Raw genomic sequence first — 16,656 nt, 5'->3', positions numbered from 1 at the left:
CTAGGTCCTCCCCCTTTATTTGCCTCTTAAGCGCAGCGCTCTCTTAACCTCTTTGTGAATAAATCAATTAAACAATTTTTACCACTGAGGCGCTTCGCGCTACACCGAGAAAGTAAAGTTAAGCCTAGCACCTAGTCACTTCCCTAGTACCTTTTTCCTTTAACCTTTTAAAACCCGCGTCTACGCAAATCTAACCTTACAAACAAAAAAAGCGACGCAGGCGTCGCTTTTTAATTGTTAATTATAACATTTGGTTATTTTAACTTACCACAACACTGTTTGAACTTTTGACCCGATCCACATGGGCAAGGTTCGTTGCGGCCAACTTTTGGCTCTGCGCGTGATGTTACGACCGCACCTTTTGGTGCTTCGCCGCCTACGTGCTCAACCTCTTCATGTTGATATTCGCGAGGAGCATTTTCACTTTGGCGGTGTTGCTCTTCAATTTTTTCAACATCTTCTTCAGCACGTACTTGTACTTTACTTAAAATACTAACTACATCAATTTTCAGGTTCTCAAGCATTTCAGAGAACAATTCAAACGACTCACGCTTGTACTCTTGCTTAGGATTCTTTTGCGCGTAGCCACGTAAATGAATACCTTGGCGAAGGTGATCCATCGCAGCAAGGTGATCTTTCCAATGTTGATCCAAGCTTTGTAGCATGATTGCTTTTTCAAACTGACGAAGTACAGAATCGCCAACTTGTTGCTCTTTCTGTTTGTAAGCTTGCTCAACTGACTCTTCAATCCGCTCACGTAACTTTTCTTCGTAAAGTTTGTTATCGTCAGCTAACCATTGTGTAATCGGTAACTCAATTAAGAAGTCTTGTTTTAAGCGCTCTTCAAGGCCCGGAATATCCCACATTTCAGCTAAACTTTGCGGTGCAATATATTGGTCAATAGTGTTACCCAATACGTCGCCACGAATAACCGTGATCGTCTCTGAAATATCGCCTTCTTCAAGCAACTCATTACGTTGTGAGTAAACAACACGACGTTGGTCATTTGCTACATCATCGTATTCAAGCAACTGTTTACGCACATCAAAGTTACGTGCTTCAACTTTACGTTGCGCGTTTTCAATAGCACGGTTAACCCATGGATGCTCAATCGCTTCGCCACGTTGCATACCTAGTTTACGCATCATATTAGTCATACGTTCACCAGCGAAGATACGCATTAATGCGTCATCCATCGATAGGTAAAAACGGCTTGAACCGGCATCGCCTTGACGGCCAGAACGACCACGTAACTGGTTATCGATACGGCGTGATTCGTGACGTTCAGTACCAATGATATGTAAACCACCAGCAGCAATTACTGCATCATGGCGAATTTGCCATGCTTCTTTAATCGCTTTAATTTGCTCATCAGTTGGGTTTTCAAGTTTTTCAACTTCGCTATTCCAGTTACCGCCTAACACGATATCAGTACCACGACCAGCCATGTTAGTTGCGATCGTTACTGTGCCTGGTAAACCAGCATCAGCAACGATGTCTGCTTCCTGGGCATGGAATTTAGCATTAAGTACGTTGTGCTTGATTTTTTCTTTACGTAAAAATTGCGATAAATACTCAGAGCTTTCGATTGAAATCGTACCCACCAATACTGGCTGGCCGCGCTCTTGGCAATCTTTAATATCGATTAGAATGGCTTCGTATTTTTCTTCTTGCGTTAAGTAAACTAAATCAGCGCGATCTTCACGGATCATCGGCTTGTTAGTTGGCATAACAACAGTATCTAGACCATAGATTGACTGAAACTCAAATGCTTCAGTGTCGGCAGTACCGGTCATACCTGCAAGGGTATCGTAAATACGGAAGTAGTTTTGGAATGTAATTGACGCTAACGTTTGGTTTTCGTTTTGAATTTTTACATTTTCTTTTGCTTCAACAGCTTGATGCAAACCTTCAGACCAACGACGCCCTTCCATTGTACGGCCAGTGTGTTCATCAACAATGATTACTTCGTTTTCTTTTACAACGTAATCAATGTCTTTTTGATACAGCTTATGGGCACGTAATGCCGCATAAATATGGCTAAGCAGGGTAATACTCGCAGCAGAATAAAGCGAGTCGCCCTCAGCTATCAAACCACGTTCAATCAGTAATTCTTCAACTTTGATTTGACCACGTTCAGTTAAATGAACTTGCTTGGCTTTTTCATCAATAGTGAAATCACCATCGCCTTCAATACCTTCTTCATCTTCTTTCTCTTGTAACTCAAGAAGCGGAACTATGGTATTAATTTCAGCATACAGCTGCGAACTGTCTTCAGCGGGGCCGGAAATAATCAGTGGAGTACGGGCTTCATCAATTAAGATCGAGTCAACTTCATCGACTACCGCATAGTAAAGTGGACGTTGTACGCGTTCGTTAATGCTAAACGCCATATTGTCACGCAGGTAATCAAAACCAAATTCGTTATTAGTACCGTAAGTAATATCAGCGGCGTAGGCTTCTTTTTTCTGTTGCGGCATCATACCCGGTACGTTACAGCCAACAGTTAAACCTAAAAATTCAAATAATGGGCGGTTAGTTTCAGCATCGCGCTTGGCAAGGTAGTCATTCACAGTAATTACGTGAACACCTTTACCTGTAATACCACGTAAGTATGCTGGTAAACTTGCGGTAAGGGTTTTACCCTCACCAGTACGCATTTCTGCGATGCGGCCTTGGTGTAAAACCATACCACCGAGCAACTGCACGTCAAAGTGACGCATACCATTTACACGTTTTGATGCTTCACGTACCACAGCAAATGCTTCTGGTAGAATGTCATCAAGACCTTGTCCGTTATCGTAACGCTCTCTAAACTCTGCTGTTTTGGCTTTTAAATCTTCGTCTGAAAGCGCTTCAAGTTGCGTTTCAAGCGCGTTGATCAGCGCGACCGTCTTTCTTAAATTTTTAATAGTGCGGTCATTGCGACTACCAAAAATCTTGGTAAATAAATTAGATATCATGATAAAACCGTTACAATGTGTTCTTTGCTAGCCGAGTATCAGCTAACCCATTTTTATAATTACTAATTAATAGATTACTCACACGAGCACATATTAATTAGCAATTTCGAGAAACGTTGTGAAATACAGCGTTCAATACGTGCGCTACTATACCAGACTCTGCGAAACATCAAACCATCGCGTAGTTAAGATATCAGTTTTCTGCAAGAAAATTTAAAATAAGCCGTAAACATAACTTTAATTAAGACTATAAAATTATATTAACTATGGAGATATGGAGGTGGATAAAAGAAAATCAAGGGGAGTATAAGAACTTAGGTTCTAGGTTCTAGGTTCTAGGTTCTAGGTTCTAGGTTCTAGGTTCTAGGTTCTAGGTTCTAGGTTCTAGGTTCTAGGTTCTTCAATACAGTTGCAAACTAAATATACATGGTAAACTTTTCCTAGCGCCTATTTCTTCTAGCGCCAAAAACCTTTATTTTTTACCATGCCTCGCTAGTCGCTCTAGCTTTTCTTTTAGTGACGGTGGTGCGCTTTGTGCAATCGCATTAAGGTAATCAGCGGTTTGTTCACTCATAGCTAATTTATTCGCGGGAGTGGCGTTAGCTGTTTTTAACGCATTATTTGGACTTAATCGTTGGCTGGCTTGTGGGTTAGCGGTAATTTTGATTTGCCCAAGTTCTGCCATACCGGCACTACGAAAGTGTGACAGCATATCCATTTTTAAGTAGTTTAAACGCAGTGCTATAGGTGCAGATACCGCCTCAATCATCAGCGTACCATCGCGATAATTACTAACGCGACATTTTCCACCTAAATTAGCGCCCAAAAATTCACTTAACAACGTTTGTTGTTTATCTAATGCTTGGCTTTTACCTGCATACGACGACAATCGACCACTCAGGCCAGCCATAATATCGTTTAAAGGTTTTGGCGCGAACCTATCTTTAGCCATGCAAAACACCAAAAGTTACATTGAAGAGACTGAGTTTAATTGAATGCAAAGGTTAAAGCTACCTCGAGAAATGAAAGATACGGGGTAATAGGTGCTAGGTATTAGGTTAAAGGTTAAAGGTTAAAGGTTAAAGGTTAAAGGTTAAAGGTTAAAGGTTAAAGGTTAAAGGTTAAAGGTTAAAGGCAGAGATTAGCTACACCTGAAATCTAATGACTGATGGTTCAATACAAACGCGCGGCATAAAGCCGCGCCTACGCTTTAAAATATAGGGACCAGATCTTAAAGCGCAGGTCCTAGTCACTTCCCTAGTACCTTTGTCTTCCTAGCACCTTTGACCTTTTAGCGGTGGCAAGCCACTCGCCTACAAGTAACTAATTAAACACCAGAATACAATTTAACACCGTAGGCGTTCAGCTTGCTGACGCACCAACACAGAGCCACATTTAAAATGCGGTGGCAAGCCACTCGCCTACAAGTGATTTAACATCGAGGCAAACTTTAACACCGTAGGCGTTAAGCTTGCTGACGCGAAAACACCGAAACAATATTGAATATCGCGGTGGCAAGCCACTCGCCTACAAGTGATTTAACACCGAGATAAACCTTAACACCCGTAGGCGTTAAGCTTGCTGACGCGAAAACACCGAAACAATATTGAATATCGCGGTGGCAAGCCACTCGCCTACAAGTGATTTAACACCGAGATAAACCTTAACACCCGTAGGCGTTTAGCTTGCTGACGCACCAACACCGAGCCACATTTAAAACATAGGAACTAGGTTTTAGGCTATAGATCCAAGTCACTTCCCTAAAACCTAATACCTTTGTCTTCCTAGCACCTAGTCACTTCCTTAATACCTCCAACCTTTTAATTTGACATTTTTTATCCTAACCTTGTTTCTAATTTGTATAATTTAATCAACAAGGAGCAACCATGAAAATTACCCATCATGGAGCGGTGAATGGGGTTACAGGGTCATGCCATCAGTTAGATTATGATCAACACTCATCGGTGTTGATTGACTGTGGGCTTTTTCAAGGGGAAGACGCCGGGCCAAGTTTAGCTATCAACTTTGATATCTCAACTGTCACTGCGCTGATTGTTACGCATTGTCATATTGACCACGTTGGCCGCATACCTTACTTATTTGCTGCTGGTTTCTCTGGCCCTATTTTTACTTCGAAGGCATCAGCAAGTCTATTACCATTAGTGATTGAAGATGCACTTAAAGTCGGGGTAACGCGAGATCAAAAAATTATTAACGCCTGTTTAAGCTTACTTGCCAAGCGTATTGTCGCTATCGAATTTAATAGCTGGTTTGACTTACCAACCACCAGCAACAAGCCCACCGCGAAAGCTCGCTTACAACGTGCCGGGCATATTTTAGGCTCCGCCTATGTTGAAATCGATATAAAAACTAAAACTATCAAGGGAAATTCCCATCGCGTAGTATTTTCTGGTGACCTAGGAGCGCCGCATACTCCGCTACTGCCTTCCCCAAAAGCGCCTTACAAAGCCGATACTTTAGTGATCGAGTCAACCTATGGTGATAAAAACCATCAAGGCCGAAAAGAACGCACGCAAACACTGAAAAAGGTGATTGAAAAAGCCGTTGCCGATAATGGCATTGTATTAGTGCCAGCGTTTAGCATTGGCCGTACGCAAGAGTTACTGTACGAACTGGAGCAAATAATTCACAACGCAGCTAAAAATTCACCATGGCAAAATATAGAGGTTATTGTGGACTCCCCTATGGCAGCTAACTTCACCACAGAGTATCGAAAATTTAAAACCCTCTGGGACGATGAAGCAAAAAAACGCTTAGCCAAAGGTCGCCATCCATTAAACTTTGCGCAGTTGCATACTATCGACAGCCACCAAGAGCATATTGCCGTAATTAATTACCTAAGCAAACGCAAACAACCCGCAATTATTCTTGCCGCTAGTGGCATGTGCACCGGCGGGCGAATTGTGAATTACCTAGAGCGATTTTTACCTGATGAAACTACCGATGTGATTTTTGTTGGCTACCAAGGCCGTGGCACGCTCGGCCGAGATATTCAAACCTATGGACCAAGTAATGGTTATGTGCATATTAATGACCATAAAATCACCATTAACGCAGCAGTACACACAATCAGCGGCTACAGCGCGCATGCAGATCAAAACGGCTTAATAAAATTTGTAACCGGCATGCGTAAAAAGCCCAGCCATATAAAAATAGTCCACGGTGATGATGATGCAAAACAGGCATTAGCTCAAAAGTATCGAGAGGTATTAGGAGAAGGAATTAAAATTGAAATTGGGGAATAGCAAAGTTACGTTGGCGAGCTTCGAGTAACGGGCTACGAGCAGCCCAGTGTTAAATTTAGCCTAATCTTAGCTGTATTGCTCGGAGCTCGGTGCACGAGGCTAATTAATTATCCTCGTCACTTCCCTAGCTCCTAGTACCTTTACTCACCTCTGAAGCGCAGCGTCTATGACAAACCTTTCGCGGTGGCAAGCCACTCGCCTACAAGTGATTTAACACCGAGAAACTTTAACACCGTAGGCGTTAAGCTTGCTGACGCGCGTTTACTAACACCTTTATAAATAAATCTCGTAAAAAACATACTTTAAATAAAGAGAAGACAACTAATGAAGATTGAACTAACTCAAAAGGTAAAGTTACAGGGAATAACCTAGACCCTAGTTTATCCCTAGCACCTAAAACCTAAAACCTAAAACCTAAATTTTACACTGCCTTTAAATGACTTGGTTTTTTAGGGTTAACTAACTCTGCAACAAAGCTTGTAAAGTCAGCACCTAGGTTTTCATCACGCATGCTGTATTCAACAATCGCTTTTAAATAACCTAATTTATCACCACAGTCATGAGCTCGGCCACTCATATGAAATGCTTCAACCGTTTCAATTTTCATAAGCATATCAATAGCATCGGTTAGTTGTATTTCACCACCTGCGCCAACCGGAGTTTTATCAAGTAATTGCCAAATAGTTTTTGACAGTACATAACGACCAACTACAGCAAGGTTTGATGGCGCGTCACCAACACTTGGTTTTTCAACCATTGTTTTGATTTTCGCACTTTCACCCGCAGTAATTACAGCGCCATTTATATCAGCAATGCCGTATTTACATACATCTTGCTCAGGTACGGGTTCAAGCATAATTTGGCTTGCTGATGTTGCTTTAAAACGTGCAATCATTGCCGCTAAGTTTTCAGTTTTTTGATCTGCAGTATAAGCATCAAGTATTACATCAGGCAGTAAAACTACAAAATCTTCATCACCAATGATTGGCTTAGCACACAACACTGCATGACCCAAACCTTTAGCTTCACCTTGGCGCACATGTAAAATAGTTACATCAGGTGGGCAAATAGAGCGCACTTCATCAAGTAACTTACGCTTTACGCGTTTTTCAAGTGTCGCTTCAAGTTCAAAGCTAGTATCAAAATGGTTTTCAATCGCATTTTTAGAGCTATGAGTAACAAGCACAATTTCTTTAATACCCGCAGCAACACACTCATTCACTATGTATTGAATAAGTGGTTTATCAACCAGTGGGAGCATTTCTTTTGGAATAGCTTTAGTCATTGGCAACATACGTGTACCAAGACCCGCAACAGGGATAACAGCCTTCATAATAGATCCTTTATAGAGTGTTTAAATCAATTTAGGATCAAGTTAGCAGCGCAAAGCTTTATAGGGAGTGAATGAGTTCGGGCTTCGAACAGCGAGTTCCTAGCACCTTTAACCTGTTCGCGGTGGCAAGCCACTCGCCTACAAGTAATTAATTAAACACCAGAGTAAAATTTAACACCGAGACAAACTTTAACACCCGTAGGCGTTAAGCTTGCTGACGCACAAATACCACATCACATTTTGAAACGCGGTGGCAAGCCACTCGCCTACAGGTAATTAATTAAACATCAAAGTAAATTTAACACCGAGATAAACGTTAACACCCGTAGGCGTTAAGCTTGCTGACGCAAAAACACCACATCACATTTTGAAACGCGGTGGCAAGCCACTCGCCTACAGGTAATTAATTAAACATCAAAGTAAATTTAACACCGAGATAAACGTTAACACCCGTAGGCGTTAAGCTTGCTGACGCAAAAACACCACACCACATTTTGAAACGCGGTGGCAAGCCACTCGCCTACAAGTAATTAATTAAACATTAAGGTAAACTTTAACACCCGTAGGCGTTAAGCTTACTGACGCGTGTTTATTAACATCTTTATCTTCTCGCCTAAGGTAAAATGTAAAAACGTAGGAAATGGCTTTAGACATGAATTTTATAAACCGCGCGGCATAAAGCACCGCCTACGCAAATCTAAACACCAATCCCGCCCCCGTAGGCGCGAGTTTACCTCGCGTAATCTTATGTTCACCACCGAGTTCACCGAGGCGCTTCGCGCTACACTGAGAAATGAAAGGTAAAGGTTAAAGCTACCTCGATAAATGAAAGATACTGGGTAATAGGTGCTAGGTATTAGGTTAAAGGCAGAGATTAGCTACACCTGAAATCTAATGACTGATGGTTCAATACAACCGCGCGGCATTAAGCCGCGCCTACGCTTTAAAACATAGTAGCTAGGTTTTAGGCTCTAGGTCCTAGTCACTTCCCTAGCACCTAGTACCTTTGTCTTCCTAAAACCTAGTCACTTCCCTAGCACCTTTAACCTTTAACTATTACTTAATCACTACCAAATAAATCTCGCGTATAAACTTTATCTGCAATATCACTCAGCTCTTTAACCATACGGTTGGAAACAACAACATCAGCAATTTCTTTAAACTCATTAAGATCTTTAATCACACGTGAATTGAAAAATGCTTCATCTTTTAAAGCTGGCTCATATACGACAACTTCAATCCCCTTAGCTTTAATGCGCTTCATGATGCCTTGAATAGCAGATGCTCTAAAGTTATCTGAGCCGGCCTTCATAACTAAGCGGTATACACCGACAACTTTAGGATTGCGTTTAATGATTGAGTTAGCAATAAAATCCTTACGAGTTTTATTAGCATCAACAATTGCCCTAATCATATTATTCGGCACTACTTGGTAGTTAGCTAAAAGCTGCTTGGTATCTTTTGGTAAACAATAACCGCCATAACCAAATGAAGGATTATTATAATGGTTACCAATACGAGGGTCTAAGCTTACACCTTGTATAATTTGCTTCGCATTTAAGCCATGGCTCTCAGCATAGCTATCAAGCTCATTAAAATAGGCAACACGCATTGCTAGGTAAGTATTTGAGAATAACTTGATTGCTTCGGCTTCTGTAGAGTCAGTAAACAGAACCTCAATATCTTGCTTTATTGCACCTTGAGCCAATAAATTAGCAAAAATATTAGCCCGCTCACTTTGCTCACCGACAATAATGCGAGATGGATACAAATTGTCGTGCAATGCTTTACCTTCACGTAAAAATTCTGGCGAAAATATTACATTATCAGTGCCAAGCTTTTCTTTAATCGATCGAGTAAAGCCCACAGGCACAGTTGACTTAATTACCATAGTCGCCGTTGGGTTAATTCTCATTACATCTTTAATAACCGACTCAACACTATTGGTATTAAAATAGTTTGTTACAGGATCATAATCGGTAGGAGTAGCAATAATTACAAACTCAGCGCCAACCAGAGCAGACTCTTTATTTGTGGTCGCGGTAAAATTTAATTGCTTGTTTTGTAAAAAATCACTTATTTCAACGTCAACAATTGGCGATTGCTGGTCTTTTAAAAGCGCGACTTTTTTTTCGTCTATATCAACAGCAACTACTTTATTGTGTTGCGCAAGTAACATAGCATTAGACAGGCCAACATAACCCGTGCCAAAAACAGTAACTTTCATTTCACCGTCCTTAAACTTCTGATTTGAGCGTCCTAACCCTAGTACAGGCGCATAGCCTAATATCTAGAGACTTTCATCCAATTCATTAATTTACATCACAATATATGATTAAAACAGTTTAAAACCTAAAGTCTTTAATCTCTTCTCTGTGAACTCCGTGCTCTCCGTGGTGAATAAATCATTTAAACCATTTTTACCACCGATTACAGCAAGGCGCTTCGAGCTACACCGAGAAGGCAAAGTTAAGCCTAGCACCTAGTCTTTTACCTAGCCCCTAGTACCTTTAACCTTCCCCTACCCCTTCAAATTAACCACATTCGCTTGAGGAGTACTTTCGAGCTGTTTGCCTTTTTTAGCATTCCATACCAAATCACAGATACCATCCGTTGGGTTAAATCCCGTTGGGGCGTCGAGTAACAATTGGCGGATCATTTCGTGATCAAAGTTATGACAGGCAATGTCAAATGCTTCTAAAAACACTTTTAATTCAGGTAGCGGCAACATAGCTTCATTTGCCGTCATAATTCGCTCATGTGGCGTTTCGCCAACGTTATCACCGATTAATAACTCTTCGTAAAGCTTTTCACCTGGGCGCAGGCCGGTGCATAAAATTTCGATGTCTCCATGAGGGTTGGTTTTATCTTTCACTTCAAAGCCTGAAAGGCGGATCATCTTACTGGCTAAATCTTTAATTTTTACCGAATCCCCCATATCAAGTACAAATACATCACCGCCTTTACCCATAGAGCCGGCCTGGATTACCAATTGCGCAGCTTCTGGTATGGTCATAAAGAAACGGGTGATATCTTGGTGGGTAAGCGTAATAGGGCCACCTTCTTTAATTTGCCTGCGAAATAACGGTACCACAGAGCCAGACGAGCCAAGCACATTACCAAAACGAACCATGCAAAAACGCGTACGATGCTCTTTACCTTTGGTTTGCGCTAAACCTTGTAATACCAGTTCAGCCATCCGTTTGGTTGCCCCCATTACATTAGTTGGGCGCACCGCTTTATCGGTGGAGATTAATACAAAGGTTTCAACCTTTGCGTTAACGGCTGCTTTGGCTGCGTAGTAAGTACCAAATACGTTATTACGCACACCTTCAACCACATTATGCTCAACGAGCGGAACGTGCTTATAAGCAGCAGCGTGGTACACCGTTTGTACACCAAATGCCATCATTACGGTTTCAATACGGTTAATACGTTGTACAGAGCCCATTATTGGGATTAGCTCTAAATCAATATGATTATTAGCTATGTACTCATTTAGCTCTTTTTCAATTGAATATAAACCAAACTCAGAGATTTCAAATAACACCAGTTTTTTAGGTTGCTGCCTAATTATTTGCCTGCACAGCTCAGAGCCAATAGAACCACCAGCTCCAGTAACCATTACTATTTTGCCAGCAATGTTGGCAGCCATAAGTTCGGGTTTTGGGGTAACTGGGTCACGGCCTAATAAATCCTCAATTTCAACTTCTCTAAATTCAGAAAGCTGCGCTTTACCTTCAACTACATCTGCCATACCAGGGATAGATAAAACTTTAATTGTTAATGGCTCTAGCTGCGCAAGTACTTCTTTGCGCCTTGCTCGGCTTGCGCTAGGTAACGCTAAAAGCACTTTAGTAGCCTTGCCCTTATTAATCAGTTCATAAATATCTTTAAAGCTAATTACCGGAATACCTTGAATGATAGACCCTTGTTTGCTTTGATCATCATCAATAAAAGCACGAACGTAATATTCTGGCCCGGCACCGAGTGCAGTTGCAAGCTGCCTTCCCGCTGAGCCTGCACCATAAATAATAACCGATTCTTTATTAACAGTTGCCATTTTGCCGATCATCGCGCGCACTACAATGCGCGACCCACCAACAGTAAGTAAACATAGCCAAGCAAAAATAAATGGCATAGTACGCGGAATAGTAATACCCACGAAAAACGACAACAAGACTAAACAAGCCGTAGTTATAATAGTGCCCAGCACAATAGCCCATAACGCCTGTGCGTTCATGTACCTTAATACAGCGCGGTATAAACCAAGATTGATAAATGCGATTAAACCAGTAGGTATTAACATTGCTAGCAGCAGCCAATTACCCACTTCACTAAATGGTGCAAGGCTGTCTAAACGCACAATAAGTGCAAGCCAAAATGCTGCGGCAATAAAAAGTGAATCAATAAATAAGGTGATCGCACGCTTTTTAGCGCGAGAAGCATTCAAAATAGACCGGATGAAACTATCCACAACAAGTTCCCTTTTCTTGTACTCTGTTGATTCGAAAAATAAAGAGCAAAACAGTAGCTCTTTAATTGTTAAAATTTTATCAATTATAACCCTAAATGAACAAAACAGCCACAAACCAATACATAATCATTAGTTATTGATTTTAATAAAAATAGAGGAGCTAGGAGCTAGGAGCTAGGAGCTAGGAGCTAGGAGCTAGGAGCTACCAATATCATAATCAGGCTCTTGCTCTTTAACAAAGCCTTTTATGTATAACAATTACACCAGCACTAAATAATATAAACTGAGGAGATCTAGATAAAAGTAAATCTATTGGCTTCTAATCTCTACCTCTGTTCTACTCTTGGCCTCTGTGGTGAATAAATCACTAAAAATATTCTACCACCGAGGGCTCAGAGGTGCTTCGCTACACAGAGCAATTAAGATAAAAGCTATCTATTAACTCTCTCCCTCTGTTCTCCTCTTGGCCTCTGTGGTGAATAAATCACTAAAAATATTCTACCACCGAGAACACCGAGGTGCTGCCTACACTTAGTAAAGGCTAAAAAATATAAATATATCAGCTCTTTAATCTCTACCTCTGTTCTCCTCTTAGCCTCTGTGGTAAGAGCTTACTTAATTTTTTACCACCGAGAGCACAGAGTCGCTACGCTACACAGAGCAATAAGGTAAAAGCTATCTATTAACTCTCTACCTCTGTTCTACTCTTGGCCTCTGTGGTGAATAAATTACTAAAAATATTTTACCACCGAGAACACAGAGGAGCTGCGCTACACAGAGGAATGAGAAGTAAAAGTATAAACATATTAGCTCTCTAATCTCTACCTCTGTACTCTTCGTGGCTCTGTGGTGAATTAAGTTATTTAGTTTTGTACCACCGAGGCGCTGCGCGCTACACCGAAGAAGGTAAAGTTAAGCCTAGCCCCTAGCAACCTATTACTTACTCGCTAACCCAAACACTTCTTTCATAACTTGGGTTGTTTTAGCTATTTCATCTTCTGTAAGGGTCGGATGGACTAAAAACATGATTGACGTTTCACCTAGTTCAACTGCATTTGGTAGGCGTGTTTCTGGGCGCCACGGCGTGTTGTCAAAAGCTTTTTCTAAATACACTTCTGAGCAGCTCCCCTGAAAACACGGTACACCACGCTCTACAATTGCATTAACTATACGGTCGCGATCCCAACCAGAGGCCAATTGTTCAGGCTTAATAAACATATAATGCTTATATTCAGCGTGTTCAATGTATTCAGGAACCTCAACTAAACGGATACAATCAAAGCCAGTTGCGGCTTGGTCAAGTTGTGCGCCATACGTTTGGCGTTTTGCAGTCCACTCTGTCATACGAGTAAGTTGAATACGGCCAAGTACGGCTTGCATTTCGGTCATGCGCCAGTTAGTACCAAAGCTTTCGTGTAACCATCTAAACCCTGGTGGATGTTCACGGTTATAAATTGCATCAAAGCTTTTACCGTGGTCTTTATAGCTCCACATAGTTGACCATAACTCTTTAGAATTAGTGGTTACCATGCCGCCTTCGCCGCCAGTAGTCATAATTTTATCTTGGCAAAAGCTCCACGCGCCTACATGGCCAATACTACCAACAGAACGGTCTTTATATTTAGCACCATGGGCTTGGGCGCAGTCTTCAATGACATAAAAGCCATGCTCTTTACTGAGTGCCATTATTTCGTCCATTTCAGCAGGCATACCCGCTAAATGCACTACAATAACCGCTTTAGTTTTAGGTGTAAGTACCGCTTTAATGCTTGCAGCAGTAATCGCTTGGCTGTTTAGGTCAACATCAGCAAATACAGGTGCAGCGCCAGCAGTAACTATACTCGAAGCAGACGCTAAGAATGTGCGAGGTGTAGTGATAACTTCATCGCCAGTACCCACATTTAACGCTTTAAGCGCTATATCTAGCGCTAAAGTGCCATTACCAAGTGCGATTGCGTACTCGCTATCTGCCCAAGTGGCAAATTCTTTTTCAAATTCACGGCCTTCAGTACCTGTCCAGTAGTTAACTTTGTTTGACAAAACTACGCGACTTACAGCATCAGCCTCATCAGTAGTGAAGCTAGGCCAAGGAGAAAATGGGGTATTTAACATGATGTTCCTATTAATTTCATATAGAAATGAGTGTTTAATTTATTTTGCTACTGCAGGAGAGCCAAATGCAATAACATTATCAGGTATATTTTTTAAAACTGTACTACCAGCACCAATCAAACAATTGTTACCAATTGACACTAACTGTTTTACTTGACTACCAATACCAACCCAGCTTTTACTACCCACAGTAACACCGCCTGCTAAAGCAACATTCGGGCAAATATGAGCAAAATCATCAATAATGCAATCATGCTCAACAACCGCTCCAGTATTAATAATACAACCAGCACCCACTTTGGCAAATGCATTAATCACAGCGCCGGCAAAAACTACGGTGCCTGCTGCTATTGCCGCATATTTACTTATCACTGCAGCTGGGTGAATCAAAGTAATAAGATTAAAATTATTTTGTTGTAATAATTTTATTTTTTGCAGTCGGATTTCATTATTACCAATCGCTACAACCACATCATAACCAAACGAAGCATCCGCATTATTCAATGCAATTAAATCGGCACAGGTGCCGTGTATTGGCCAATGCTCAATGTGAGTTTTAGTGGGGTAAGCATCATCATAAAAGCCAACACTGAAGCCAAGTTGTTCGGCAATATCGGCAACAACCTTGCCATGGCCGCTTGCGCCAACTATGGCTAACTGTTTAGTCATTATTAGAGCCTTTAAACGGCTCAATCGTTACATGCCCATCAGCACTAATGCCTTCTCGAACAAATACCTTTTTGACCGTGAGTAATAATATTTTAAAGTCGAGCAACAAGCTTTGGTTATCAACATACCAAACATCAAATTTAAACTTTTGCTCCCAACTAATTGCGTTACGACCATTTACTTGTGCCCAACCAGTAATACCTGGCCGTACATTATGGCGACGTGCTTGCTCAGGGCTATAAAGCGGTAAATATTGCACAAGCAGAGGCCTTGGCCCTACTAAGCTCATATCGCCTTTAAGTACATTAAATAAACCTGGCAGCTCATCTAAACTAGTCGAACGCAAAAAAGCACCAAACTTGGTCATACGTTCATCATCTGGTAGTAAATTACCTTGTTTATCTTTGCCGTCAAGCATGGTTCTAAACTTCATCATTTTAAAAATTTTACCATGTAAACCAGGGCGGTCTTGAGTAAATAAAATAGGCGAGCCAAATTTAAAACGAATAAGCACTGTAACAATAATAATTACAGGTAATAAAGTGAGTATTGCACATAGAGCTACTAAAAAATCAAAGAAGCGTTTCATTTAAATAACTCCATAAACTTATTCCCTAATGTCGAAAAAACACGCTGTTCGACTAAAAACCTATGCCCGTTTCCACCAAGTTCATTAAGCTCAGCGGCACTCATTTTTTGGTATTTTTTAATAGCGTCAACAAATGATTGTACATCCTCTGCGGGGGTAAACTCGCCACTATTAGCTTCATTAATCATGGATGGATAGCCTGAAAACATACAGATAACTGGCTTCTTAGCGTACATATAATCAATAAATTTATTTAATGAAATGCCATATCTATATATTTTTTCATTTCTTACTGAAGCAACTAAGATATTAGATAGCCTTAGAACGTGCTGAACCTGCTCTTTTTTAATTGCTGGTGCAAAGGTAATGTTATTGATGCCCCTTGCTTGCTCAATTAACTGCTCTTTTAGGTAACCATCTCCGACTAGTAAAAAATGCACATTAACTAATTGTTCGCTCTGTAAAACTTTTGCGGCACTAACTATATATTCTAGTGCATTAGCATCACCCATAGTGCCTGTGTAAGTAACGATAAATTTATTTTTAGGTATATAATTTACTATAAAATCTGAAGATAACTCTTGTTGATTCTCTGTATAAAAATCTAAATTAACACCTTGCGGAATTGATACAACTTTACCGCCTAGCCCGACTTCATTTTCAACATGATCTTTCAGGCCCGGCATTGTACCAACTATTGAATCTGAGTATTTATAACCCAACTTTTCAACTTTTGACAAAAACCAAATTAATGGGTGATTATGGGTAAATCCTTTTAGATCAATAAGTGTTTGCGGCCAAATATCGCGCACCTCAAAAATAAATTTAGCTTTGTAAAAACGTTTATAAAAACAACCTGAAAGCACAGAGAGGATTGAAAGTGACGATGCTATAACTACATCTGGTTTTTCATATTGCTTACGAAACGCCATAATCAACACAAAAAACTCAAACCAAAGCCAACTTAAAATTCGTTTGATGCTCGTCGCTTTACTGTATTTTAAAGTGTTCACCCAAGTAACTGTATAGCCATCGTTTTCCATATCCTTGTAGCGAGACTCAAACTCAGGTAAAGAACTATAAAGGTGGGACGAGTTTGAAGTAATCAGCCGTACGTTATGACCAGCTTTTGCAAACTCTTTACAAAAACTAGCTTGTCGGGTATCTGCACCGTAAGCATTAATATTTGCATATTTTGAAATATACCATAATTTTTTTTTCATAAATATCAGCCAGTTGAAAATTTC

General features: G+C 40.7%; 10 protein-coding genes. 1 reads left to right on the top strand and 9 read right to left on the bottom strand.

Annotation, left to right across the window (positions count from 1 at the left end):
* Positions 1–254 precede the first annotated feature (254 nt).
* Both secA and PSR9079_RS04375 read right to left on the bottom strand, forming a co-directional pair.
* Positions 255–2,963, bottom strand: a complete 2,709-nt coding sequence (secA, locus tag PSR9079_RS04380) for a preprotein translocase subunit SecA (RefSeq protein WP_149980578.1) — start codon at positions 2,961–2,963, stop codon at positions 255–257.
* Between the two features lie 472 nt (positions 2,964–3,435).
* Positions 3,436–3,915 (bottom strand): DUF721 domain-containing protein, encoded by a 480-nt coding sequence (locus tag PSR9079_RS04375; RefSeq protein ID WP_145236680.1) that lies wholly within the window; start codon positions 3,913–3,915, stop codon positions 3,436–3,438.
* 934 nt (positions 3,916–4,849) lie between these two features.
* Here PSR9079_RS04375 and PSR9079_RS04370 point away from each other — a divergent pair.
* Positions 4,850–6,229, top strand: coding sequence for an MBL fold metallo-hydrolase RNA specificity domain-containing protein (locus tag PSR9079_RS04370; RefSeq protein WP_149980577.1), 1,380 nt, complete (start codon positions 4,850–4,852; stop codon positions 6,227–6,229).
* A gap of 421 nt (positions 6,230–6,650) precedes the next feature.
* On the opposite strand, the gene galU is transcribed toward PSR9079_RS04370, so the two are convergent.
* The 7 genes from galU to PSR9079_RS04335 form a co-directional block, all read right to left on the bottom strand.
* Complete coding sequence (gene galU / locus PSR9079_RS04365; RefSeq protein WP_149980576.1) at positions 6,651–7,562, bottom strand: UTP--glucose-1-phosphate uridylyltransferase GalU; 912 nt, start codon at positions 7,560–7,562, stop codon at positions 6,651–6,653.
* Positions 7,563–8,622: 1,060 nt separating this feature from the next.
* The gene (locus PSR9079_RS04360) at positions 8,623–9,789 is read right to left on the bottom strand and encodes a nucleotide sugar dehydrogenase (protein ID WP_149980575.1); all 1,167 of its coding nucleotides are present in this window, start codon (positions 9,787–9,789) and stop codon (positions 8,623–8,625) included.
* A gap of 294 nt (positions 9,790–10,083) precedes the next feature.
* On the bottom strand, positions 10,084–12,039 hold the full coding sequence (locus tag PSR9079_RS04355; protein ID WP_149980574.1) for a polysaccharide biosynthesis protein: 1,956 nt from the start codon (positions 12,037–12,039) through the stop codon (positions 10,084–10,086).
* A gap of 936 nt (positions 12,040–12,975) precedes the next feature.
* Positions 12,976–14,151, bottom strand: a complete 1,176-nt coding sequence (locus PSR9079_RS04350) for a DegT/DnrJ/EryC1/StrS family aminotransferase (protein WP_149980573.1) — start codon at positions 14,149–14,151, stop codon at positions 12,976–12,978.
* A gap of 39 nt (positions 14,152–14,190) precedes the next feature.
* Complete coding sequence (locus PSR9079_RS04345; protein WP_149980572.1) at positions 14,191–14,820, bottom strand: acetyltransferase; 630 nt, start codon at positions 14,818–14,820, stop codon at positions 14,191–14,193.
* On the bottom strand, positions 14,813–15,409 hold the full coding sequence (locus PSR9079_RS04340) for a sugar transferase (RefSeq protein WP_149980571.1): 597 nt from the start codon (positions 15,407–15,409) through the stop codon (positions 14,813–14,815). Before PSR9079_RS04340 ends, PSR9079_RS04345 begins: the two co-directional genes overlap by 8 nt.
* The gene (locus PSR9079_RS04335) at positions 15,406–16,632 is read right to left on the bottom strand and encodes a glycosyltransferase family 4 protein (protein WP_149980570.1); all 1,227 of its coding nucleotides are present in this window, start codon (positions 16,630–16,632) and stop codon (positions 15,406–15,408) included. Before PSR9079_RS04335 ends, PSR9079_RS04340 begins: the two co-directional genes overlap by 4 nt.
* Positions 16,633–16,656: the final 24 nt, after the last annotated feature.

It is taken from the genome of Pseudoalteromonas rhizosphaerae (genome assembly GCF_902498845.1).
GTDB classification, from domain to species: domain Bacteria; phylum Pseudomonadota; class Gammaproteobacteria; order Enterobacterales; family Alteromonadaceae; genus Pseudoalteromonas; species Pseudoalteromonas rhizosphaerae.
The sequence above is the reverse complement of the archived record's forward strand: the minus strand, read 5'-3'. Positions and strand labels throughout refer to the sequence as shown.

What these genes read in the sequence shown, in the direction of transcription:
- secA (WP_149980578.1), bottom strand. Translation starts at nt 2,963, where the DNA reads ATGATATCTAATTTATTTACCAAGATTTTTGGTAGTCGCAATGACCGC.
- PSR9079_RS04375 (WP_145236680.1), bottom strand. Translation starts at nt 3,915, where the DNA reads ATGGCTAAAGATAGGTTCGCGCCAAAACCTTTAAACGATATTATGGCT.
- PSR9079_RS04370 (WP_149980577.1), top strand. Translation starts at nt 4,850, where the DNA reads ATGAAAATTACCCATCATGGAGCGGTGAATGGGGTTACAGGGTCATGC.
- galU (WP_149980576.1), bottom strand. Translation starts at nt 7,562, where the DNA reads ATGAAGGCTGTTATCCCTGTTGCGGGTCTTGGTACACGTATGTTGCCA.
- PSR9079_RS04360 (WP_149980575.1), bottom strand. Translation starts at nt 9,789, where the DNA reads ATGAAAGTTACTGTTTTTGGCACGGGTTATGTTGGCCTGTCTAATGCT.
- PSR9079_RS04350 (WP_149980573.1), bottom strand. Translation starts at nt 14,151, where the DNA reads ATGTTAAATACCCCATTTTCTCCTTGGCCTAGCTTCACTACTGATGAG.
- PSR9079_RS04345 (WP_149980572.1), bottom strand. Translation starts at nt 14,820, where the DNA reads ATGACTAAACAGTTAGCCATAGTTGGCGCAAGCGGCCATGGCAAGGTT.
- PSR9079_RS04340 (WP_149980571.1), bottom strand. Translation starts at nt 15,409, where the DNA reads ATGAAACGCTTCTTTGATTTTTTAGTAGCTCTATGTGCAATACTCACT.
- PSR9079_RS04335 (WP_149980570.1), bottom strand. Translation starts at nt 16,632, where the DNA reads ATGAAAAAAAAATTATGGTATATTTCAAAATATGCAAATATTAATGCT.